The 22,310-nt window shown below is 73.8% G+C and carries 24 protein-coding genes; 5 read left to right on the forward strand and 19 right to left on the reverse strand.

Features of this window, described 5'->3' with window-relative positions; all coding sequences use genetic code 11:
* Nucleotides 1–19 precede the first annotated feature (19 nt).
* The 3 genes from ACIG47_RS19615 to ACIG47_RS19625 all read left to right on the forward strand — a co-directional run bounded on the left by ACIG47_RS19615 (nt 20) and on the right by ACIG47_RS19625 (nt 2,976).
* Nucleotides 20–379 carry an ArsR/SmtB family transcription factor gene (locus ACIG47_RS19615; protein ID WP_397432772.1) on the forward strand — a complete coding sequence of 120 codons (360 nt, stop codon included), beginning with the start codon at nt 20–22 and terminating at the stop codon, nt 377–379.
* Entirely contained in the window at nt 376–1,041 is a 666-nt protein-coding gene (locus ACIG47_RS19620; RefSeq protein ID WP_397432773.1) for a cation transporter, read from the forward strand. The genes ACIG47_RS19615 and ACIG47_RS19620 overlap by 4 nt, the downstream gene beginning before the upstream one ends.
* A 228-nt stretch (nt 1,042–1,269) precedes the next feature.
* Nucleotides 1,270–2,976, forward strand: coding sequence for an HNH endonuclease (locus tag ACIG47_RS19625; protein ID WP_397432811.1), 1,707 nt, complete (start codon nt 1,270–1,272; stop codon nt 2,974–2,976).
* A 14-nt stretch (nt 2,977–2,990) separates the two neighbouring features.
* Here the strand turns inward: ACIG47_RS19625 and ACIG47_RS19630 are convergent, their stop codons facing one another.
* From ACIG47_RS19630 to ACIG47_RS19710, 17 genes are all read right to left on the reverse strand, one after another.
* Entirely contained in the window at nt 2,991–4,235 is a 1,245-nt protein-coding gene (locus ACIG47_RS19630; RefSeq protein WP_397432774.1) for an MFS transporter, read from the reverse strand.
* Nucleotides 4,236–4,246: 11 nt separating this feature from the next.
* On the reverse strand, nt 4,247–4,651 hold the full coding sequence (gene pcaC, locus ACIG47_RS19635; protein ID WP_397432775.1) for a 4-carboxymuconolactone decarboxylase: 405 nt from the start codon (nt 4,649–4,651) through the stop codon (nt 4,247–4,249).
* Nucleotides 4,648–5,496: an alpha/beta fold hydrolase gene (locus ACIG47_RS19640; RefSeq protein ID WP_397432776.1), complete on the reverse strand. Its 849-nt coding sequence runs from the start codon at nt 5,494–5,496 to the stop codon at nt 4,648–4,650. Before ACIG47_RS19640 ends, pcaC begins: the two co-directional genes overlap by 4 nt.
* Nucleotides 5,493–6,689 (reverse strand): lyase family protein, encoded by a 1,197-nt coding sequence (locus ACIG47_RS19645; protein WP_397432778.1) that lies wholly within the window; start codon nt 6,687–6,689, stop codon nt 5,493–5,495. The genes ACIG47_RS19640 and ACIG47_RS19645 overlap by 4 nt, the downstream gene beginning before the upstream one ends.
* Entirely contained in the window at nt 6,682–7,284 is a 603-nt protein-coding gene (gene pcaG, locus ACIG47_RS19650; protein ID WP_397432779.1) for a protocatechuate 3,4-dioxygenase subunit alpha, read from the reverse strand. The genes ACIG47_RS19645 and pcaG overlap by 8 nt, the downstream gene beginning before the upstream one ends.
* On the reverse strand, nt 7,277–8,101 hold the full coding sequence (pcaH, locus tag ACIG47_RS19655) for a protocatechuate 3,4-dioxygenase subunit beta (protein WP_397432780.1): 825 nt from the start codon (nt 8,099–8,101) through the stop codon (nt 7,277–7,279). Before pcaH ends, pcaG begins: the two co-directional genes overlap by 8 nt.
* 40 nt (nt 8,102–8,141) lie before the next feature.
* A complete protein-coding gene (locus ACIG47_RS19660; protein ID WP_397432781.1) occupies nt 8,142–9,359 on the reverse strand; it encodes a 4-hydroxybenzoate 3-monooxygenase in 1,218 nt (405 codons plus the stop codon).
* Nucleotides 9,356–10,027: a 3-oxoacid CoA-transferase subunit B gene (locus tag ACIG47_RS19665; protein WP_397432782.1), complete on the reverse strand. Its 672-nt coding sequence runs from the start codon at nt 10,025–10,027 to the stop codon at nt 9,356–9,358. Before ACIG47_RS19665 ends, ACIG47_RS19660 begins: the two co-directional genes overlap by 4 nt.
* A complete protein-coding gene (locus ACIG47_RS19670) occupies nt 10,024–10,719 on the reverse strand; it encodes a 3-oxoacid CoA-transferase subunit A (protein WP_397432783.1) in 696 nt (231 codons plus the stop codon). The genes ACIG47_RS19665 and ACIG47_RS19670 overlap by 4 nt, the downstream gene beginning before the upstream one ends.
* Complete coding sequence (locus tag ACIG47_RS19675; RefSeq protein WP_397432785.1) at nt 10,716–11,927, reverse strand: thiolase family protein; 1,212 nt, start codon at nt 11,925–11,927, stop codon at nt 10,716–10,718. The genes ACIG47_RS19670 and ACIG47_RS19675 overlap by 4 nt, the downstream gene beginning before the upstream one ends.
* Nucleotides 11,927–12,751, reverse strand: a complete 825-nt coding sequence (locus ACIG47_RS19680; RefSeq protein ID WP_397432787.1) for an IclR family transcriptional regulator C-terminal domain-containing protein — start codon at nt 12,749–12,751, stop codon at nt 11,927–11,929. The genes ACIG47_RS19675 and ACIG47_RS19680 overlap by 1 nt, the downstream gene beginning before the upstream one ends.
* A 3-nt stretch (nt 12,752–12,754) precedes the next feature.
* Nucleotides 12,755–13,660 (reverse strand): ABC transporter ATP-binding protein, encoded by a 906-nt coding sequence (locus ACIG47_RS19685; RefSeq protein ID WP_397432788.1) that lies wholly within the window; start codon nt 13,658–13,660, stop codon nt 12,755–12,757.
* Nucleotide 13,661: 1 nt separating this feature from the next.
* Entirely contained in the window at nt 13,662–14,465 is an 804-nt protein-coding gene (locus tag ACIG47_RS19690; protein ID WP_397432789.1) for an ABC transporter permease, read from the reverse strand.
* Complete coding sequence (locus ACIG47_RS19695; protein WP_397432791.1) at nt 14,462–15,262, reverse strand: ABC transporter permease; 801 nt, start codon at nt 15,260–15,262, stop codon at nt 14,462–14,464. Before ACIG47_RS19695 ends, ACIG47_RS19690 begins: the two co-directional genes overlap by 4 nt.
* Nucleotides 15,259–16,233 carry an ABC transporter substrate-binding protein gene (locus ACIG47_RS19700; protein WP_397432793.1) on the reverse strand — a complete coding sequence of 325 codons (975 nt, stop codon included), beginning with the start codon at nt 16,231–16,233 and terminating at the stop codon, nt 15,259–15,261. Before ACIG47_RS19700 ends, ACIG47_RS19695 begins: the two co-directional genes overlap by 4 nt.
* Nucleotides 16,234–16,516: 283 nt before the next feature.
* Nucleotides 16,517–17,506 carry an ABC transporter substrate-binding protein gene (locus ACIG47_RS19705; protein WP_397432794.1) on the reverse strand — a complete coding sequence of 330 codons (990 nt, stop codon included), beginning with the start codon at nt 17,504–17,506 and terminating at the stop codon, nt 16,517–16,519.
* Nucleotides 17,507–17,694: 188 nt separating this feature from the next.
* Nucleotides 17,695–18,072, reverse strand: a complete 378-nt coding sequence (locus ACIG47_RS19710) for a winged helix-turn-helix transcriptional regulator (RefSeq protein ID WP_397415844.1) — start codon at nt 18,070–18,072, stop codon at nt 17,695–17,697.
* A 104-nt stretch (nt 18,073–18,176) separates the two neighbouring features.
* Here ACIG47_RS19710 and ACIG47_RS19715 point away from each other — a divergent pair, with 104 nt between their 5' ends.
* The gene (locus ACIG47_RS19715; protein ID WP_397432796.1) at nt 18,177–18,995 is read left to right on the forward strand and encodes a Rid family hydrolase; all 819 of its coding nucleotides are present in this window, start codon (nt 18,177–18,179) and stop codon (nt 18,993–18,995) included.
* A 26-nt stretch (nt 18,996–19,021) separates the two neighbouring features.
* On the opposite strand, the gene ACIG47_RS19720 is transcribed toward ACIG47_RS19715, so the two are convergent.
* Nucleotides 19,022–21,028, reverse strand: coding sequence for a DHA2 family efflux MFS transporter permease subunit (locus ACIG47_RS19720; RefSeq protein ID WP_397432797.1), 2,007 nt, complete (start codon nt 21,026–21,028; stop codon nt 19,022–19,024).
* Nucleotides 21,029–21,154: 126 nt separating this feature from the next.
* Here ACIG47_RS19720 and ACIG47_RS19725 point away from each other — a divergent pair, with 126 nt between their 5' ends.
* Nucleotides 21,155–21,919, forward strand: a complete 765-nt coding sequence (locus ACIG47_RS19725; protein ID WP_397415852.1) for a GNAT family N-acetyltransferase — start codon at nt 21,155–21,157, stop codon at nt 21,917–21,919.
* A 76-nt stretch (nt 21,920–21,995) separates the two neighbouring features.
* Here ACIG47_RS19725 and ACIG47_RS19730 read toward each other — a convergent pair whose 3' ends face one another.
* Entirely contained in the window at nt 21,996–22,265 is a 270-nt protein-coding gene (locus ACIG47_RS19730) for a hypothetical protein (RefSeq protein WP_397415854.1), read from the reverse strand.
* Nucleotides 22,266–22,310: the final 45 nt, after the last annotated feature.

Raw genomic sequence — 22,310 nt, forward strand, 5'->3', positions numbered from 1 at the left:
ATCACTGTATGGTCAGCAGATGCTGACCATTGCCTCGCGGCTGGACGTGCTGAACCGCTTGGGCCGCGCCATGGCCGACCCGACCCGGTCCCGGATCCTCCTGAGCCTCATCGAGGAGCCCGGCTACCCCGCGCAGCTGGCCCGCGACCTGGACCTGACGCGCACGAACGTGTCGAACCACCTGGCCTGCCTGCGAGGCTGCGGCATCGTGGTCGCCACCCCGGAGGGCCGGCAGACCCGGTACGAGATCGCCGACCCGCACCTCACCCGGGCCATCGGCGTGCTGGTCGAGACGGTGCTCGCGGTGGACGACGGCGCCCCGTGCCGGGACGAGCACTGCGACGTCCCGCTGTGCTGCGGCCCGGGAGCAGGCGCGTGACCGCCACGCTCGCCCCGGCCCGCGTGCTGGTGCTGCGCCGCCGGATCCGGTGGGTCGTGGGCGCCACCATCGCATACAACACCGTCGAGGCGGTCGTCGCCCTGGCGGCCGGCAGCGTGGCGTCGTCGGCCGCTCTGGTCGGGTTCGGCCTGGACTCGGTGGTCGAGGTGCTGTCGGCGGCAGCGGTCGCCTGGCAGTTCGCCGCACCCGATCCGGAGACACGCGAGCGGAAGGCGCTGCGGGTCATCGCCGTGTCCTTCTTCGGCCTGGCCGCGTGGGTGACCGTGGACGCCGCCCTGTCCCTGACCGGGCTGCGCGAACCGGAGCACAGCCCCGTGGGCATCGCGCTCGCCGCCGTCAGCCTGCTGGTGATGCCGTTCCTGAGCTGGTTCGAGCGGCGCACCGGCCGTGAGCTCGGCTCGGCCAGCGCAGTGGCCGACTCCAAGCAGACCCTGATCTGCACCTACCTGTCCGCCGCACTGCTCGTGGGGCTGCTGCTCAACGGCCTGCTGGGCTGGACATGGGCCGACGCCGTGGCCGCGCTGGTGATCGCCGGCTTCGCGGTCCGCGAGGGGGTGGAGGCGTGGCGCGGTGAGGCCTGTGCGGTGCCCGTGGCTGCCCTGACCGGGGAGATCAAGGCCCACGACCACCACGACGACTGACGTCGGGTTCTGCTGTCGGCAAAGCCCCCAACTCAGCGGGCGCATCGAACAGGTGTGCCATAGGATGATGGTATGACGCGATCGGGTGGGGTGCGGGGACTGGCGGGCGGGCAGCCTGCCGGGTCGGTGCTGCCCGAGGATGTGCTGCCCGAGGGTGTCGGCACTGTGGCTGATGTGCGGGCTGTGCGGGAGGCGTTGGCGGGGTTGATTCTGCCGGGTGCTGCTGACATGTCCGTGTCGGGTCTGGTCTCGCGGGAGGTCCAGGCGGGGTGGGTGGATGTGTTGGGTGAGTTGGAGGCGGTGAAGGCTGCGGTGACTGCGACGCAGGCCCGGCTCGCGGTCGCCCTGGACGAGGCGACGCGGGCTGAGGAAGCCGCGCAGGGTGTTCGGGTGGAGCGGCGTGGTCGTGGTGTGCCGAACCAGGTCGGTGCCGCGCTACGGGTGTCCCCGCACGCCGGTGCCGGGTTCGTGTCCACGTCCCGGGTGTGGGTCACCCAGATGCCCCACACCTTCGCGGCGTTACGGGCGGGGATCCTCTCGCAGTGGCGGGCCACCCTGTTGGTGCGGGAGACGTCGCACCTGTCGGTGGAGCACCGTGCTCTGATCGACGAGCAGGTCTGCGGCCCCGCGCGCCTGGAGGAGCTGGCGCGGATGGGGACGCGGCGGTTGGTGGCCCGGATCAAGGAACTCGCCGCCCGGTTGGATGTGCACGCGTGCGTGAACCGCAACGCTCGTGCGGTGTCGCAGCGGCGGGTCTCGATCCGCCCGGCCCCGGACCTGATGGTCTACCTGACCGCCCTGGTTCCGATGGGGCAGGGAGTACAGGCCTACGCGCAGCTCAAGGCAACTGCTGAGTCCGTGAAGGCCACCGGGGACGAGCGGTCGGGTGGGCAGATCATGGCCGACACCCTGATCGAGCGGGTCACCGGTCGTGAGCCCGGGCAGGCCGCGGACGTACCGGTGACGATCAACCTCCTGGTCTCCGACGACACGCTCCTGGCCGGTGGCACCCAGCCTGGCGTTGTGACCGAGGGTGTCCCGGTGGGTGGGGGTGTGGTCCCGGCGCCGGTGGCCCGCAACCTCGCAGCCCACGCGATCGACACGAACGCGGCGTGGTTGCGCAGCATCTACACCGACCCACAGGGTCGCCTGTTGGCCACGACGTCCACCTCCCGGTTCCATCCCCAAGGCCTGGCGGCGTTGCTGCGGGCTCGGGGGCAGGGTGTGTGTGCCACAGTGTGGTGTGATGCGCCGATCCGGCACCTGGACCACATCACCCCCCACATTGAGGGTGGTGAGACGAGCCTGGACAACGGGCAAGGCCTGTGCGCCCGGTGCAACCACGCCAAGCAGGCACCCGGCTGGGTACAGAAGACCACCCAGCACGAGGGACGCCACGCCGTGGAGACCACCACCCCGACCGGACACACCCACCTCTCGGTAGCACCCATGCCACCGACACCCCTGCGCGCCGACCGGGGCGGGATACCGGCCAGGATCCACGACACCGAACCAGACCGCGAACGGAACACAGGTCGGACGCGTGATTCCGGTGTGCCTGCAGACAGCGACACGTCGCCATCCACCGGGACCGACCAGCCACAGACCGACCAGAGGCAGACCGACCAGAGGCAGGCCGAGCAGGCCCAAGCCGACCAGAGGCAGACCGACCACGCCCAGAACCCCGCCATGGCTCGCGATCGCACCCCTGCCCCGGAATGGACACCGGCAGTCGGCATGACCGGCCCAACCCCCGGACGCATCCCCCGCAGCCGCTACACCATCGACTGCCACACCACCCACCACCACGGCGCGATCGCTTATCGACCCAGCCCACCACCCCGCCGGTCACGACACCGTCCACCGACCCGGACACCCGGCCGAACATCAACCAGGCCCCAGCAGCCCGACCTCACCTGGACCCACCCGACCTGACCGGGACCAACCATCTAGGCGATCGTGCGCCGCCGGCCCGCCAGGGCGCCGGCCAGCACCTCCGGGAGCTTCATCGCCAGCAGCACCACGAGCGGGACGGTCCAGCCCGCCGTCGCGTCGTGGAGGGTGCCGATCACGAGCGGGCCCAGCGCCGCGAGGCCGTAGCCGAACGCCTGGGCCATGCCCGACAGTGCCCCGGCCTGGGCGTGGTGCTCCGTGCGCAGGCCGAACAACGAGAGAGCGGTGACGAATGCCGCGGCGGTCCCCGCCCCGAGCAGCACGATCCAGACCGGCCACCAGCCGGGCGCCAGCAGCTCGCCCACGACCGCGACGGCCGACACCCCGGAGAACGCCACCGCGAGCCCGCTCTGCCCGCGCGCCCGGCTCCGGTCGATGAGCCGCCCCGCGAGCAGCGACGCGAGGATGCCGGTCACCTGGAGCAGGCCCTGGTGCGCACCCGCCGCGCCCGGCGTGAAACCCGCGCCGGTCTCGACCGAGGGCCACCACGTGACCACCGAGTAGTAGAACGTCGACTGCAGGCCCATGTAGCCGGCCACCTGCCAGCCCAGCAGGGTACGCCAGGGCGCGGGACCCCTCCTCGCCGGTGCGCCGGGCTCCCCGCCCCGTCCGTCCGGCGCCCGGCCCAGCCCCTCGGACGAGCCCGCACCATCCCGCACCGGGAACCCGCGGGCAGCGCGCCACCGTGGCACCATCACCCCCAGCGCCACCAGGGTCGTGCCCACCCACACCCCGAACGCGATCCGCCATCCCTCCGGCTGCGTGCCCGCCAGCGGCACCGCGACCACCGTGGAGATCGCGGCGAACGCCGACTGCGTCGCCGAGTACGCGCCCGTCAGGCGCCCGACCCGCTGCGGGAAGTCCCGCTTGACCAGGGCGGGCAGGGCGACGTTCAGGGTGGCGACACCCGCGCCGAGCAGCACCGTGCCCACCCAGAGCGCGCCGGGCAGCGGCACGGAGCGGGCCACGATGCCGACCCCGAGCGCGGTGAGCGCGGCGACGGCGGTGGCCTCGATCCCCCAGCGCGCCAGGAGCCGCGGAGCCACCAGCGCGAACGCGCCGAAGCACAGCAGCGGCAGCGACACCAGGAGGGACACCTCGGTCGAGGACAGGTCCAGGTCGGCCGCCACGTCGTCCGCGACCGGGCCCACCACGGTGATGGCGGCACGCAGGTTGGCCGCGATCGCGAGCACGCCCACGAGCACCAGCCCGCCGCCGACCCCCGCGCGGCCCGGTTCCATCCGTCCGGCGCTCAGAGCAGCCCCTCCTCACGCAGCACGTCCTGGGCGACTGCGAACGCGTGGTTGGCGCTCGGCACCGAGCAGTAGATCGCACTCTGGAGCAGCACCTCGCGCAGCTCGTCCACGGACAGGCCGTTGCGCAGGGCGGCGCGCACGTGCATCGCGAGCTCGCCCCAGTGCCCGCCCGCCACCAGGGCCGTGAGCGTGATCATCGAGCGGGAGCGCCGGTCCAGACCCGGCCGCGTCCAGATCTCGCCCCAGGCATACCGGGTGATGAGGTCCTGGAAGTCGGCGGTGAAGTCCGTGGTGCGCTCGGTCGCGCGGTCCACGTGCGCGTCGCCGAGCACCTCACGGCGCACGCGCATGCCTGCCTCGGCTCGCTCCGCCCCGGCGCCGTGTCCGGTGTCCCCGCTCATCGTGCCACCCCCGCCGTCACGAGATCCCGCACCAGCTCGGCCACGCGCGCGGGCGCCTCGGCGGGCGCGAGGTGCGCGACGCCGTCGAGCACCTCGGAGCGGACGGCGCCCACGCCCCGGGCGATCTCCGCCAGGGCGGCGGGCGGCGCGGGCAGGTCGTGCTCCCCCGCGATCGTCACCACGGGAACGGACGACGCGGGGACGGACGACCCGGGCCCGCCCGCCCCGGCGAGCCCGGGTCGCGCGTCCCAGGCGGCCAGCGCCCGGCACACGGCCCCGTACCCGAACCGGTCGGCCGTCTGGAGGCTGCCCAGCAGGCGCAGCACGACCCGCGGCTCCCGCTCGACGAACCCGGGGCCGAACCACCGCCGGGCCGACCCCTCGACCTGGGTGGGCGTTCCCGCGGACTCCACGAGCCGGGCCCGGTCGAGCCACGGCCCTGGCTCCCCGAACGACGCGGCGGTGCAGATCAGGGCGGCGCCGTGCAGCCGGCCGGGCGCGTCGAGCAGCAGGTGCAGCCCCACGGCGCCGCCCACGGACACGCCCGCGTACCAGAACGGCGCGCCGACGTCGCCGCGCTCGGCCTGCGCCCGCGCGACCACGTCGAGCACGGCGCGCGCGAGGTCCGGCACGGTGAGCCCGGCAAGGCCTCTGGGGTCGGGTGCAGGCGCCGAGCCGTGGCCGGGAAGGTCCCAGCCCACGACGTCGACGTCCGGCAGCAGCGGGACGACGTCCTGCCACAGGGCCGTGACGCTCGTGCCGAGCGAGGGGCCGAGCACGAGGAGCGGCCGGGCGGCGTCGGTGAGCGCGAACGGGACCACCCCGAGCGCGGGGTCGGCGGTCATGGTTCCTCCGTGCGGTCGTCGGTGGCGGCGAGCACCCGGTCCACGAGGGCGGGAGCCAGCCCCACGCCGTGGGCGTCGGGCAGGGCCGCGCGCAGGTTGCGGGCGGCGGCCTCGGCGTCGACCTCCAGCCCGTCGAGGAGCTCGGCGCCCAGCCGGGACGCCGCGACGGCGTGCCGGGCGAGGTCGCGCAGGGCGGGCCACTCGGCGTGCCAGGCGCCGTCGGGCCGCTCGTCGGCGGCCAGGCCCGCCGCCGTCCGGACGGTGGCGGCGAGGTGGGGCGCCGCGAGCGCGGACCGGCGCAGCAGCACGGACAGCACCGGGTTGCGCTTGTGCGGCATGGCCGACGACGCACCCCGGCCGGGCGCCGCCGGCTCGCGCAGCTCGTCGGTGCCGGGCCGAACGCCCTGGAGCACGTCGCCCGCGACGTGCCCGAGCGCGGCGCAGGTCTCGGCGAGGGCGTCGGCGGCGCGGGTCATGGGCGCGCGCGTGGTGTGCCAGGGGCCGGGCGGCACGGGCAGGCCGAGCTCCGCACCCCAGGCGTCGACGAGCGCGAACGGGTCGTCCGTGAGCCGGGCGACGCCCGACAGCTCGCCGGCTGCCCCGCCGTACGCCAGCGGGAGCCCCGCGGCGGCACTCGCGAGCGCGTCGCGCGCCGCGCGCAGGCCGGCGAGCCAGCCCGCGAACCGGGCGCCGAGCGTGGTCGGCACGGCGGCCTGGGCGAGCGTGCGGCCCAGGGCCGGGGCGTCCCGGTACGTGCGGGCGAGTCGGGCCGCGGCCGTACGTGCCCGGTCGAGGTCGGCGCCGGCCGTGCGCGCGGCGTCGCGGAGCACCAGCACCAGCGCGGTGTCCAGCACGTCCTGGCTGGTCAGCCCGGCGTGGATCGTCGCGGCGTGCTCGGGGGCGGCCGCCCGCAGCGCGGCGAGCAAGGGGATCACGGGGTTGCCACCGGCCGCGGCCTGCGCGGCGACCTCGCGGGCCAGCTCCTCGGCCGCGTCCCGGCCGGAGGCTCCGGTCCCGGCGAGCCCCGCGGCCGCCGCGTCGACGACGTCCGCAGCCCCGTCCGGCACCAGGCCGGCGGCTGCCTGGGCACGCACCCAGGCGGCCTCCGCGGTCAGGAGCGCGCGCAGGACGGCGACGTCGTCGGTCCCCTCGTCGCCCGCCGTGCCCGGCAGCAGGAGGCCGACGTCAGGCACCGACGCCGTCCCGGCCCGCGTCGGGACCGTCGTCGTACGTCAGGAACACGGTCTCCCCCTCCCCCTGCATGCGGATGTCGAAGCGCAGCGCGCCGTCCGGCTCGCGCACGGTGACCAGCGTCGCGCGTCGCTGCGCGTCGAGCGAGGCGAGCAGCGGGTCCGCGGCCAGCGCCGCCTGGCCCGCCCCGTCCTCGGCGGGCACGTAGGCGCGCGTGAAGAGGCGGTCCTGGAGGCCGCGGGCGAAGAGCGTCACGTGGAAGAACGCGGCACGCCCGGGCGCGGTGGGCCCCGGGGTGAGCGTGCGGAACCAGAACCCGCCCTCGCGGTCGGTCTCGGCGCGGCCCCAGCCGGTGAACGTGCCGTCGCGCAGCAGCGAGCCGCTGCGGCCCACGACGTTCCCGGCGGGGTCGGCGTGCCAGATCTCGACCAGGGCGTCGGGCACGGGCGTGCCCGCGCCGTCACGCACGGTCCCCTGCAGGCGGACGGCGCCCGCGGTGCCGGCCTCGACCACCTCGTTGCCGTGGGCGTACGGCAGGGCGTACCCGAAGAAGGGCCCGACGGTCTGACCCGGCGTCGGGGGCAGCAGGTCACTCATCGCCGTCCTCCGGCTCGGTCCACGTGCGGTGCGACCCGGTCAGGACGATGTCCCACCGGTAGCCCGTGGCCCACTCGTGCTCGGACGTGTCGTGGTCATAGGTCGCCACGAGCCGGTCGCGGGCGCGCTGGTCCTGGATGGACTGGTAGATGGGGTCCAGCGCGAACAGCGGGTCCCCGGGGAAGTACATCTGGGTGACGATGCGCTGGGTGATCTGGCGCCCGAAGAGCGAGAAGTGGATGTGCGCGGGCCGCCAGGCGTTGAAGTGGTTCTTCCACGGGTACGGCCCGGGCTTGATGGTCTGGAACCGGTACCAGCCGTCGTCGTCGGTCAGCATGCGGCCGATCCCGGTGAAGTTCGGGTCGATCGGCGCAGGGTGCTGGTCGCGCTTGTGCACGTACCGGCCGGCGGCGTTGGCCTGCCAGACCTCCACGAGCTGGCGGCGCACCGGCCGGCCCTCGCCGTCGACGACGCGGCCGCGCACCACGATGCGCTCCCCGATGGGCTCGCCGTCGCGCTGCACCGTCAGGTCGGCCTCCAGCGGCCCGATGTCGCGCTCGCCGAACACCGGGGAGAACAGCTCGATCGTCTCCGGGTCGGCGTGGTGCAGGTCCTTGGTCGGGTGGCGCAGCAGCGAGCTGCGGTACGGGGGCCAGTTGCGGCGCGGTCCCTGTTCCTCCGGGGCGCCCCCGTCGAGGCCCTCGGCGTACGCGGTGTGCGCGGCCGCGATCTCGGCGCTGAGCTGCGCCTGCGAGTCCGCGGCCGCGTCGAGCACGGTGCTCGGCGCCGCGGGCACCTGTGTCGCTGTGTGGTTCATCGTCCTCGTCCTCTCGACGTCGTCGTCCGTCCCCGTGCCGTCACGCGGCGCCCGCGGGCTCCCCGAGCACCGGTCCCCAGCCGGTGTACCCCTCGGCGAGGAACCGCCGGCCGGCCTCGGAGGCGACCAGGGTGCGCAGCTCGGCCAGCCGTCGCCGGGCGGCGAACCCCGTCTCGCCGGGGTGGGCGTGCAGCATGGCGCTCATCCACGCGGAGAAGTGCTGTGCGCGCCACACCCGCTCCGACACACGGCGGCCGTACTCGTCGAGCACGGCGTCGTCCCGCTTCGCGAACCAGGTCTCCAGCACGTCGTGCAGCACCACCACGTCCGCGAGCGCCAGGTTGAGGCCCTTCGCGCCGGTGGGTGGCACGGTGTGGGCGGCGTCGCCGGCGAGCAGCATGCGCCCGTGTCGCACGGGTGCCACCACGGACGAGCGGAACCGCAGCACCGACCGCTCCCGGACGGGCCCTTCCACGAGCCGGAACCCGTCGGGGCCGGCCACGCGGCGCTGGAGCTCGGCCCAGATCCGGTCCTCGGTCCAGCCGGCCGGGTCCTCGCCGGGGTCGCACTGGAAGTACATCCGCTGGTGGGTCTCGGTGCGCTGGCTGATCAGCGCGAACCCGTGCTCGGAGGTGGTGTACACGAGCTCGGGGGCGCTGCGCGGGGCCTCGACGATGACGCCGAACCAGGCGTAGGGGTACTCGTGGGCGTACGTGTGCCGCTGCGACTCGGGCAGCGTGTGCCGCAGCGTGGAGCGCGACCCGTCGGCGCCGACCAGCACGTCGCAGCGCAGCTCGTGCTCCGCGCCGTCCGCGTCGGTCCACAGCACGCCGGGCCGGTCGGTGCCGGCGTCGAGCACCCGGGTGACGGTGGCGCCCCAGCGCACGTCGCCGCCGTCGGCCTCCCGGCGCGTGGCGAGGTCGGTGAAGACGGCGGTCTGCGGGTAGAGCCACACGCTGCGCCCGGTCAGCCCGGTCAGGTCCACGCGGTGGTCGGCGCCGTCGAAGCGCAGCACGATGCCGTCGTGCCGGTCGCCCTCGCGCAGCACGCGGTCCATGCCGTTGTCCGCGAGCACCTGCACGGAGGAGGCCTCCAGGATGCCGGCGCGGTGCGTGTGCTCGATCTCGTCGCGAGTGCGGGCCTCCAGCACCACGTGCTCGATCCCGGAGCGGTGCAGCAGGTGCGAGAGCAGCAGCCCGGCGGGGCCGCCGCCCACGACGGCGACGGGTGTGCGTTCCGGGGCTGGCGATGCGGTCACGGGGTCCTTCCCAGGGTCAGGCCGAGCAGCGTCTCGAGCTCGTCGTGCGTGGTGCCGTAGGTCTCCACGACGCGCGCGCCGCCGGGGCCCACGTCGAGCACAGCCAGGTCGGTGTAGACGCGGGAGACGCAGCCGACGCCGGTGAGCGGCAGCGTGCAGCGCTCCACGAGCTTGGGCGCGCCGTCCTTGGTCAGCAGCGTCATGGTCACGACGGTGCGCCGGGCGCCGACGGCCAGGTCCATCGCCCCGCCGACGGCGGGCACGGCCCCGGGCTCGCCCGTGGACCAGTTGGCGAGGTCGCCCGTGACCGAGACCTGGAAGGCCCCCAGCACGCAGACGTCGATGTGGCCGCCGCGCATCATGGCGAACGAGTCGGCCTGGTGGAAGTAGGAGGCGCCGGGCAGCTCCGTGACGGGGATCTTGCCGGCGTTGACCAGGTCGGGGTCGACGGCGTCGGCGTCCGGGGAGGGGCCCATGCCGAGCATGCCGTTCTCGGTGTGCAGCGTGATGCCGCTGCCCGTGGCGAGGTGGTCGGCCACGAGCGTGGGCAGTCCGATGCCGAGGTTGACGTACGACCCGGGCGCGATGTCCGCGGCGACCCGGGCGGCGATCTGCGCCTTGGTGAGCGGGGCGTCCGTGACCGTGCGGGTGTCGTCCAGGGGGGTCATGCCGTGATCTCCGTCGTGGCGGCGCGGGCGGGCAGCTCGACCACGGCGTCCACGTAGATGCCGGGCGTCACCACGGCCTCCGGGTCGAGCGCCCCGACGGGGACGACCTCGCGCACCTGGACCACGGTCCGCCGGGCGGCGGTCGCCATGATCGGTCCGAAGTTGCGGGCTGTCTTGCGGTACACGAGGTTCCCGGCGCCGTCGGCCCGGTCGGCGCGCACCAGGGCGAGGTCGGCGTGGATCGGGTACTCCAGCACGTGGTCGACGCCGTCGATGCGCCGGTGCTCCTTGCCCTCGGCGAGCGGGGTGCCGAAGCCGGTGGGCGTGAAGAACGCGCCGATCCCGGCGCCGGCGGCCCGGATCCGCTCGGCCAGGTTGCCCTGCGGCACGAGCTCCAGCTCCACGGCGCCGGACCGGTAGGCGGCGTCGAAGTGCCAGGAGTCGACCTGCCGCGGGAACGAGCAGACCATCTTGGCCACGCGCCCGTGCTGGATCAGCCGGGCGAGCGGGTCCTCGCCGTTGCCGGCGTTGTTGCTCACCACCACGAGGTCGGTGGCGCCCTGCTCCAGCAGGGCCTCCACGAGCTCGACGGGCTGGCCTGCCGGGCCGAACCCGCCGATCATCACGGTCGATCCGTCGGCGACGTCCCCGAGCGCGTCGAGGGCGCCGGTGCCGAACACGGTGGCGCTCATGCAGCCCCGCCGGACACGTTCTCCAGCACCACGGCCATGCCCTGCCCCACGCCGATGCAGATGGTCGCCACGCCCCAGCGGCCGCCGGTGGCCGCCAGGCGGCGGGCGAGCGTGCCGAGCACGCGCGTCCCGGACGCCCCGAGCGGGTGCCCGACGGCGATCGCACCACCCCAGGCGTTGACGATCCCCTCCTCGACCGGCCAGGCGTCGAGGCACGCCAGGGTCTGCGCGGCGAAGGCCTCGTTGATCTCGACGGCGGCGACGTCGTCCCACGTGATGCCCGACCGCTCCAGGGCCCGCTCGGTGGCCGCGACGGGGGCGTACCCGAAGTACTGCGGCTCGCCCGCCACCGTTGCCCGCCCCGCGATGCGGGCGAGCGGCTCGAGGCCGGTGAGCGCCGCCGCGCGCTCGGAGCCGATCAGCGCCGCCGAGGCGCCGTCCGTCAGCGGGGAGGAGCTGCCCGCGGTGACCGTGCCGCCGGACGGACCGTCCCCCGCCGGGCGGAACGACGGTGCGAGGGCCGCCAGCCGCTCCAGCGAGGTGCCGGGACGGATCGGCTCGTCGCGCGTCAGGTCGGTGCCCGGGTACGGCGTGACGAGGTCGGCGTAGTGCCCGGCCTCCCATGCCGCGTGGGCGAGCTGGTGGCTGCGCAGCGCGTACTGGTCCTGCCGCTCGCGCGTGACGCCGTGCTTCTCGCGCAGCCGTTCGGTCGCCTCGCCGAGCGAGACGGTCCAGTCGGCGCGCATCCGCGGGTTGACCAGGCGCCAGCCCAGCGTGGTCGAGGACAGGTTCAGGTCGCCCGCCGGGAACGGCCGCTCGGTCTTGGGCAGCACCCACGGGGCGCGGCTCATCGACTCCACGCCGCCGGCCACGACCACGTCGGCGTCCCCGGCCTCGATCGCCCGGGCCGCCTGCACGGCGGCCTCCAGCGAGGACCCGCACAGCCGGTTGACGGTGGTGCCCGGCACGGTGATCGGCAGGTCCGCGAGCAGCACGGCCATGCGTGCCACGTCCCGGTTCTCCTCGCCCGCGCCGTTCGCGTTGCCCAGGATCACGTCGTCGACCACGGCGGGGTCCAGCCCGGGTGCGCGCCGCACCTGCTCGCCGACCACGAAGGCGGCCAGGTCGTCGGGCCGCACCCCGGACAGGGCCCCGCCGTACCGGCCGAACGGGGTCCGGACCGCGTCGAACACATAGGCGGTCGCCATCAGATCGTTCCTCTCATCCGGGCCAGGTCGGACTCGATGGCGGCCGCGGCGGCCTGCAGCGGGGGCAGCAGGTGCTCCAGGATCTCGGCGATCTCACCGCGCCGGACCGGCGCGGACACGTTCACCGCCGCGACGACGCGGCCCGTGCCGTCGCGCAGCGGGGCCGCGACCGAGCGCAGCCCCTCCTCCAGCTCCTGGTCCACGAGGGCCCAGCCCTGCTCCCGCACCTGCGCCAGCACGGCACGCAGGTCGTCGGGCCGGGTGACGGTGCGCGACGTCAGCGCGCTGAGCGTGGTCGAGGCGAGGTAGGCGTCCACCTCGGCCGGCTCGGCGTGGGCGAGCACCGACCGCCCCATCGACGTGGCGTAGGCGGGGAACCGGGTGCCCACCCGGATCGCCGCGTTCATGATCCGGTGCGTCGCCACGCGCGCCACGTAGACGATGTCCGCGCCGTCGAGCACCGCCACCGAGGAGGACTCCCCCACCTGCGCCGACAGCTCCCGCAGGTGCGGCTGCACGATCTCGGGCAGCGTGAGGCTCGACAGGTAGGCGTAGCCGAGGTCGAGGATCGCCGGGCGCAGCGTGAACTCCCGCCCGTCGCTCGCGACGTACCCGAGCTCGACCAGGGTGTGCAGGAACCGGCGCGCCGAGGCACGGCTCAGCCCCGCCTCCCGCGCCACGTCGCTCAGCGTGAGCGACCGGTGGTCCTGGTCGAACGCCCGGATCACCGCCAGCCCGCGCTCCAGCGACTGCACGAACTCGGGCGAGCGGCCACCCGCGTCACTCGTCTCCTCGACCATGAGGTCCCCCTCGGCTCGGTCCATCGATCACGCCCCGGCTCGCGGCGGGACGTCCGCCGGATGCGTGAGGTGCGCGTCGGCCAGGCTACGTACGCCCTTCTTGGCCTGCTGGACGAGCTCGTACACGTGCGTGCGCAGGCGCGCGAACTCGGCGTCGCCGCGCGTCTCGAGCTGGTCGCGCTCGGCACCCAGGCCGACGGCGACGTCCTCCAGCACGACCGTGGGCCGGGCCGACAGGACGAGCACGCGTTCCCCGAGGTAGATGGCCTCGTCGATGTCGTGGGTCACGAACACGACCGTGATGCCCAGGCGCTTCCACAGCGTGCGCACCAGGTCCTCGAGCTCGAAGCGGGTCTGCGCGTCGACGGCCGCGAACGGCTCGTCCATGAGCAGCACCTGCGGCTCGTAGGCCACGGCCCGGGCGATGGCCACGCGCTGCTGCATGCCGCCCGAGAGCTGCCACGGGTAGGACGCCGCCACGTCGGCCAGGCCGACCGCCGCGAGCGTCTCGCCCACCAGCTGCGCCCGGCGGGCCTTGCCGACACCCTTCTCCTTGAGGGGCAGCTCGACGTTCTGGGCCACGCTCATCCAGGGGAACAGCGAGCGCCCGTACTCCTGCAGCACCACGGCCATGCCCGGCGGGGGGCCGGTGATCGCGACGTCGCCGAGCACCAGCTCGCCGGAGGTGGCGGGCATGAGGCCGGCCATGCAGCGCAGCAGCGTCGTCTTGCCGGCACCCGAGGGGCCGACGACGCACACCAGCTCGCCCGGCCGGATCTCGAACGTGAGGTCGGCGATGGCCTCGACGGGCTCACCGCGGCCGGTGTAGACCTTGCGCAGGTTGCGGACGTCGAGGCGCGCGCCGCCGGGGTGCTCGGCCGCGGCACGGTCCGGAGCGGCGCGGTCGGCGGCCGTGTTCGCGGGGCTGGACATGTCAGGCACCTCCGTGCTGGGACTGCCGGTACCCGAGGTACCAGCGCAGGACCGCGTCCGTCACGGCCCGGAAGACGAGGGACAGCAGCACGCCGACGACGCCGAGCAGGATGACCCCGCTCCACATCTCCGGGATGGCGAAGCTGCGCTGGAACTGCACGATGGAGAAGCCGAGGCCGTCCTTGGCGGCGAACATCTCGCTGATGACCATGAGGATGATCCCGATGGACAGGGCCTGCCGGGCGCCCGTCACGATCTGCGGGCTGGCGCCCCGCAGCACCAGGTGGCGCAGCGTCGCCACGGTGCCCAGCCGGTAGGCCCGGGCCGTGTCGCGCAGCACGGGGTCCAGGCCGCGCACGCCCTCGACCGTGTTGAGCAGGATGGGCCACAGGCAGCCGATGGCGATCACGACGATCTTCATGGTGTCGCCGATGCCGAAGAACAGCATGAGGATGGGGACGAGCACCGGCGGCGGCACGGCCCGGAAGAACTCCAGCACGGGCTCCGCGAAGGCGCGCAGCGCCCGGGAGGACCCGATGGCGACGCCGAGCGCGATGCCGGCCACCAGGGCGACGGCGTAGCCCGCCAGCAGGCGCAGCACCGACGGGACCACGTCCACGGCCAGGCGGCTCTCGCCGAGCGGCGCGGAGAACCACGTCTCGCGGAACGTGCCGACGATGATGCTCAGCGGCGGGTTGAAGAACGAGGTGCTCCCGGCGCTCGTGAACCACCACGTCGCCACGATCACGGCGGGCAGCCCGAGCGTCACGAGCACGGGCCGCAGGACCTTCCAGGCGCTGCTCATGCCGCCACCTCCCCGCGCACCGACGGGTGCCAGAACAGCACGCGCCCCTCCAGGGCCCGCGCGAGCACGTTGACGGCGACCCCGAGCAGGCCGGCCACCACCACGTACGCGTACATCGACTCCACGGCACCCGAGGACTGCGCGACGCCGAGCAGCTTGCCGATGCCCGGCGTACCGATGAGGAGCTCGCCGGTCACGGTGAGGATCAGGGCGACGCTCGCGGCCAGGCGCAGGCCCGTCATCGCGTACGGCAGCGTGGTGGGCCACACGACCGTGCGGATCCGGGTCAGCGTCGAGAACCGGTAGGAGCGCGCCGTGTCGGAGGCGACGGGGTCGACGTCCCGCACGCCGGAGAGCACCTGGACCAGCACCTGCCAGAAGCTGGCGTAGACCACCAGCAGCAGCGTCGAGACCATGCCCGTGCCGTACAGCAGCACGGCCACGGGGATCAGCGCGACCGACGGCACCGGCCGCAGGAACTCGATGGTCGAGGCGGTCACGGCGCGCAGCACCGGTACGGAGCCGATGACGACGCCGAGCACCACGCCGGCGACCAGCGAGATCGCCAGGCCCGTGACCCACGTGGTGAGCGTCTGGCCGAGCGCCGTCCAGAACTCCGGCGTGCCGAGCCGCTCGGCGAGTGCCGTCAGGATGCGCGACGTCGGCGGCAGGAACCGCGCGTCCACGAGCCCGAGCCGGGGCGCGAGCTCGACCACGAGCAGGAGCACCGCCACCCCCGCCAGGCCGAGGGCCCAGGCGGGGGTGCGGCGACCGGCGAGCCGGTGCGTGCGGGTCACGGCAGGAGCTTGCTCACGTCGACGGGCTCGTCGAACATGCCCTGCTCCGTGCCGAGGTCGGCCAGGAGCTGGAACGAGGCGTCGGTCAGGTCGGCCGAGAACTTCGGCATGACCATGGCCTCCTTCACCGCGGGGTCGATCTCGGTGTAGGTGTCCAGGACGGCCCGGGTCTCGTCCGGGTGCTCCTCCGCGTAGGTGAGCGACTGCTCCATGGCGGCGGTGAACGCCTCGACGGTCTCCGGGTCCTGCGCGATCTGCTGGTCGGAGGTGAAGTAGGCGGCGATCATCAGGTCGGGGTCGGTCTCCGCGAAGTTGGAGGCCACGACCTCAGCGCCCTGCTCCAGGGCGGTGGTCAGGTGCGGCTCGACCACCCAGGCGGCGTCCACCTGCTCGCCCGCGACGGCGGCCGGCATGTCGGGGAAGCCCATCTCGACGAACTCGACGTCGTCCGCCTCGCCGCCCGCGTCGCCCACGACCTTGCGGATCGTGGTATCGCCGATGTTGTTGAGCGTGTTGACGGCGACGGTCTTGCCGGCCAGGTCGGCCGCGTCCTTGATCTTCGAGCCCTCCGGCACCACGACGGCGCCGAAGTCCTCGCCCGGCGTGCCGGTGGTGTAGTTGCCGGCCGCCACGGCCTTGAGGGGCAGGCCCTGCGAGGACGCGACGAGCAGGGACGTCACGTTGCTGAAGCCGAACTGGTACTCGCCGCTGACCACGGCGGGCACGATCGCCGCGCCGCCCTGGGCGAGCTCCAGGGTGACCTCGAGGCCCTGCTCCTCGAAGAAGCCCTCCTGGACACCGAGGTAGATGGGGGCGACGTCGACGATCGGGATGACGCCGACCGTCACCGGGGTGAGCTCGCCGTCGGCCGGGGCGTCCCCCTCCCCTCCGGCGTCGGAGGTGCCGCCGCAGGCGGCCAGGACGAGGGCTGCGGCCGAGGCCACCACCGCGAGAGGGAACGTGCGACGCACTGTGGTTCTCCTTCGAGACATGGTGATTGCGATTGAGATTCGGCGCGCCACTGCGGTTCGCAGGTGTGCGGCATCCGAACGCCTGTGCTCAGGGAGAACACTCGCAGGATCGGCAGCCGGGGTCAACACCCCGTTTTGTCACGATCCGGTCACCACGACCGGGCCACCACGAGACCGTCACGGCAGGACGAAACCGCAGGTCAGGGGCGCGTAGCAGCCCGTGGCCCCGCAACGGTGCGGCACCGCCCGCCGGCCGGGGGTCAGCCGGGCCGGCGGGCCGCGGTCACTGCGCGGGCTCCTGGACGAGCAGCTTGGTCACGTCCACGGGCTTGTCGAACAGGCCGTACTTCAGGCCGAGGTCGGCCAGCACCTGGAGGTAGGTGGGCTCGATGTCCGCGGCGAAGCGCGGCATCACCATCACCGACTTCACGACCGGGTCGATCTCCGTGTAGGTGTCGAGCACGGCCCGCGTCTCGTCCGGGTGGTCCTGCGCGTAGGTGAGCGACTCCTTGACCGCCGCCGTGAAGGCGGCCACGGTCTCCGGGTCCTGCTCGAGGGTCTGGTCGGAGGTGAAGTACGCCGCGACGAGCAGGTCGTGGTCGGTCTGGGCGAAGTTGGAGCTGATGATCTTCGCGCCCTGCTGCACCGCCGTGGTCAGGTGCGGCTCCACGACCCAGGCCGCGTCGACCTGCCCGCCCTTGAGAGCCGGGAGCATCTCCGGGAAGGGCATCTCGACGAACTCGACGGCCGCCGGGTCGCCGCCCGAGGCGTCGACCACGTTGCGCACGGTCGTGTCGCCGATGTTGTTGAGCGAGTTCACCGAGACGGTCCGCCCGGCCAGGTCGGCCGCCGTCGCGATGTCGGAGTCACCGGGGGCGACCACCGCGCTGAAGTCCACGCCGTCCTGCCCGGTCGAGAAGTTCCCGGGCGCCACGATCTTGAGCGGCTCACCCTGGTTCGAGGCCATCAGGAGGGAGGTCACGTTGCTGAACCCGAACTGGTAGTCGCCCTTCACCACGGCGGGCACGATCGCCGCCCCGCCGTCGGCGAGCTCGAGCGTGACGTCCAGCCCATGCCTGGCGAAGATGCCCTCCTGGACACCGAGGTAGATCGGGGCGACGTCCACGATGGGGATGACGCCGACGGTGACCGCCTGGCGCCCGCCGGTGGCGGACGAAGAGCTGTCCGGGGACGCACCGGACGGCGTGGCGCACGCGGCCAGGGCCACGGCCACGGCTGCCGCCGTCACGATGAGCGGGATCTTTCGACGCACTGGGGGTTCTCCTTCGAACTTGCACTTGCCCGGGGGATGCGGCACAGCGCGCCCCGCGTACGCGGGCGCGCGGACGTACGACGAACAGGCGTGCCGGGGAGAACGGTGCCGGGCCGTGCCCACGTGGTCAACACCACAACGGTCACGATCGGGTCAAAAGTGCACGTCGAGAACTCGGACCCGGCCCCTCAGGCGTCGAACCCCCGGCGGGAGGACTCGATGTGCCCCATGTTCTGCCGGGTCCACTCGCACATCAGGTCGACCGTGGCGCGCAGGCCCCGGCCGGGCCCGGTGAGCGTGTACTCGACCCGCGGCGGCACCACGGGGTGCACGGTGCGCTCGACCAGGCCGTTGCGCTCCATCATCCGCAGGTTCTGGGTCAGCATCTTGTGGCTGATCCCCTCCAGGGCGTCCCGCAGCTCGCTGAACCGCAGCGTCCGGTCGCCCAGCGTCTCGATGATGAGCAGGGCCCACTTGTTCGCGACGTCGGAGAAGATCTCCCGCGCCAGCGTCCCCGCGCGCATGATGTCGTCCTGGGCCGGCTCGTCGACCTGCGTGGTCACCATCTGGTTCCTCCGTCACCGAGAAGTGCGTCCTTCCGCACCCACCTTAACTCTCCTATGGTTTCTGAGTAACCACTGGTAACCGAGTAACCAAGGAGCAGGAGATCATGAGCGTCACCCTCAGCAACCCCGAGGGCCTCGTCCGGAGCGCGGCCTACCACCAGGTCGCCGTCGCGACGGGCACCCGGCAGGTCTTCGTCGCCGGGCAGGTCGCCTGGGACGCCGACGGCGTCACCGTCGGCGCCGATGACCTCGCGGCCCAGGTCGAGCAGAGCTACGCGAACGTCGAGGTGGCGCTGCGTGCCGCGGGCGCCGGCCTGGACGACGTCGTGCGGCTGACCGTGTACGTCGTGGACTGGACGCCGGACAAGATGCCCCAGCTCCTGGAGGGCATGGAACGCGCTGCCGCCCGGCTCGGGATCACGGCGCCTCCGCCCGCCGCGCTCATCGGCGTCGCCGCCCTGGACGTGCCCGACCACCTGGTCGAGATCGAGGCGACCGCCGTGGTCGACGAGAAGCCCCAGTTCTTCACCGTGCCCGGGTACGGCGACCGGATGCTGGAGCGGATGCGGTACCACCAGGCGGTCCGCGTCGGGAACCGGGTGGAGATCTCGGGCCAGGGCGGCTGGGACGACGACCTCACGTTCCCGGACGACCTCGAGGAGGAGATCGTCCGGGCGTTCGACAACGTCGGACGCGTGCTGCAGGCGGCCGGTGCGTCGTGGAGCGACGTGGTGCACGTCAACTCCTACCACCTGCCCGAGGAGGCCGGGTACATCGGGGAGACGACCAACCGCGTGATGGTCGAGCAGTTCCGCGCACGGATGGGCGACCGGGCACCGGTCTGGACGGAGACCGGTGTGTCCGCCCTGGGGGCGCCCGGGATGCGCGTCGAGATCCGCGTCACGGCGGTGGTGGAGGACTGACCGACGAGGCCGGCGGCGGGCGGCCGTCAGGGGCGGTCGGCCGCGTCCGTCAGGAGGTCGCGCGTGAGCTGGTCCACGAGCTGCGCGACCTCCGGCTCGTCGCCGTCGGGCCACTCGGCGACGTACCGCCGCAACCGCTCCCGCTCGGCCTCCCGGATCGCCTCGGCGACGGCGTCACCGGCCGGCAGCGCCCGCACCGTGTCGCCGTCGACGGTCACGAGGCCACGGGTCTCGAGGGAACCCGCCACGACCCGCACCACGTCCTGGTCGGCGCCGGTGCGCTCGGCCATGAGCCGCAGGGAACGGGTCCGCTTGAGCGAGACCCTCGTGAGCATCCACGCCTCCCGCGCCGACAGCCCGACGTCGGCCGCGACCAGGTCGTAGACCCGCAACGGGTCGCGCTTGCCCACGCGGCGCCACAGGATCATGCGCAGCTCCTCCAGCGACGTGCGGGACGACGGCAGCGCGAACGACGCTCCCGCCGCATGCCCCGCCTCGGTGCCGTCGCCGCCGCGCGTGGCCGTGCGCAGCTCCACCTCGGGCAGCAGCCACGTCAGCGCGAACGCCAGCAGCGCCACAGGCACCGCCCCGAGGAACACGACGTGCAGGGCGCCCGTGTACGCGTCGAGGAACCACGTCTGCACCCCGGGCGGGCACTGCGCGAGCGCCTGCGTGGACGCCGACAGCGACTCGGGCCCGCACGGGCCCTGCGCCCCGCCCGGGACCGACCGGGCCAGCTCGGCCGCGAGCCGGTTCGCGAACACCGTGCCGAACACCGCCACGCCGACGGACGAACCGATGGTGCGGAAGTAGGTGGTGCCCGACGTCGCGGTACCCAGGTCGCGGTAGCTCACGGCGTTCTGCACGGCGATGACCAGCACCTGCGTCACCATGCCGAGCCCCGCGCCGAGCACGAACATGCTCAGGCCGGCCTGGAGCGTCGTCGTGGCCTGGTCCATGAGAGAGAGCAGGTAGAGGCCCGCTGCGGTCACCGCCGTACCGAGGATCGGGTAGACCTTGTAGCGGCCGGTGCGCGAGATGAGCTGGCCCGAGCCGATCGACGTGAGCAGCAGGCCGAGCATCATCGGCGTCATCTCCAGCCCGGACTCGGTGGGCGTGGAACCCTTGACCGTCTGCAGGTACAGCGGCAGGTAGGTGATGGCGCCGAACATCGCGAAGCCCACCGCGAACCCGATCACCGCGGCGACGGAGAACACCTTGTCGCGGAACAGGTGCAGCGGCAGCACCGGCTCGGGGGCACGCCGCTCGACGGCGACGAACGCGACGAGGCCGGCCACCGCGAGCGCCGCCATCGCGTACACGGGCGCCGAGCTCCACCCCCACGTGGTGCCGCCCAGGCTCGTGAGCAGCACGATCGCGGTCGAGACCGTGGCCAGCAGGACGATGCCCGCGTAGTCGATGCGCGGCCGCGTCCCGGTCGCGATGCGCGGCAGCACCGCGGCGACGGCCACCAGCGCGAGGACGCCGACGGGCACGTTGACGTAGAACACCCAGCGCCAGTCGAGGTTGTCGACGAAGAACCCGCCCAGCAGGGGCCCCGCGACCGACGAGACACCGAAGACCGCCCCGAACAGACCCTGGTACCGGCCGCGGTCCCGGGGTGGCACCACGTCGCCGATGATCGCCTGCGACAGCACCATGAGCCCACCGCCCCCGACGCCCTGCAGGGCACGCCAGGCGATGAGCTGACCCATGGTCTGCGACGTGCCGGCCAGCACCGATCCCGCGAGGAAGATGACGATGCAGGCGAGGAAGAGCGGCTTGCGCCCGAACAGGTCGCCGAGCTTGCCCCAGAGCACGGTGGTCGCGGTGCTGGCCAGCATGTACGCCGTCACGACCCAGGACAGGTGCTCGGCGCCGCCCAGGTCGGACACGATGGTGGGCAGCGCGGTGGCCACGATGGTCTGGTCGAGCGCGGCGAGCAGCATCGCGAGCATCAGCCCGCCGAAGATGGCCCAGACCCTGCCCTTCGGCAACGCCTGCGGTCCTGCCTCTGCGATCGGTGCGGTCATGCAGCGCCTCCCAGGTCCCGGGCGGACGGCGCGGTCCGTGCGCCGGTGCGCGTGCCCCACGCAGCAGACTGGCACGACGGGCCGGGGTCGGCGCGGGGAGACGGCGACCGCCGCTACGGTGGGCCCATGCCCGCACCCGAGGACGACACGGTCCGGTTCTGGGGCCTGGCCAGCACCCACGAGCAGCTCGACGGCTCCTGCCTGGCCCGCCGGGAGGCCGCACCACGGCTCGGCCTGGCCACCTTCCTGTACGCCGTGACACCCCGCGACGCCGAGGTGCTGCGGCACGACCTCGCGACGGCGGCGGCGCGCGGGTGCCGGCGGGTCGTGGTCGAGGACCGTACACCACGCTGGGTCGAGGCGGAGCTGCTGCTCGACGGCTGGGCGGCCGAGGACGAGCTCCGCCTCGTGCTGCCGGACCGGCAGGCGCTCGCCGGCACGGCACCGCAGCATCGCGTGCTGCGCGCCGAGGACGCCGACCCCGGCTGGGCGGCGCGGCGTGCCATGCTGCGCACGGACCACCTCGAGGAGGACGCGCGCCACGGCGTGCCGGAGCGGCCCGTGGCCGACACCGACGCCACGGTCGCCCACCGGCAGGCCCTCGAACGGCACGCGACCTACTTCTGCGCGGAACGGCGGGGGGACGTCGCCGGATTCGTGTGCGCCTGGCGTGCGCCGTCGGGGCAGGGCGTGGTCGAGGACGTCTTCGTGGCCCCGGAGCACCGGGGGCACGGCGTGGCCAGGGCACTGCTGCGCCACGCGGTCGGGGCGCTGCGCGCCGAGGGTGCCGGCCCGGTCGGGATCGCCGCCGAGGTGGGTGACACGCCGGGTCACCTGTACGCACGCCTGGGCTTCCGGCCGCACCGTACGGTCCGTTCCCTGACCCGCTGACCCGATCGCGACACCGGCGCGGGGCGGGCCTCGGACTGCTGGGCGACTGCGCTGCTGAACGGGTGCGGCCCGCCGGTCAGCGGGCGCGGGAGTCCGGCGGGGTGGTGCCCGGCCGCTGCGGGTCGCCGCCCGGCTCCTTGCGCCGCCCCGGCCCGGACCCGGCGTTCAGCATCGCGAACACCGGCGCGAACGCCGCCCCGAACACGATGCCCAGGGCGATGTTGTCCAGCGCCACGCCGAACGCCACCCCGATGCCGAGGCCGACCGCGATCCCCACGCCCCAGCTCGAGCCCGCGGTCGGCGTGGTGTCGTCGTCGCGCTCCTCGTCGGGTCCTCCGGTCGCCATGTCGTCACCGTAGGCCAGACCCTGCCGCGTGCACCTCCCCCGACG

Origin of the sequence: Promicromonospora sp. NPDC052451, from assembly GCF_044547525.1 — a bacterium.
Classification (GTDB): domain Bacteria; phylum Actinomycetota; class Actinomycetes; order Actinomycetales; family Cellulomonadaceae; genus Promicromonospora.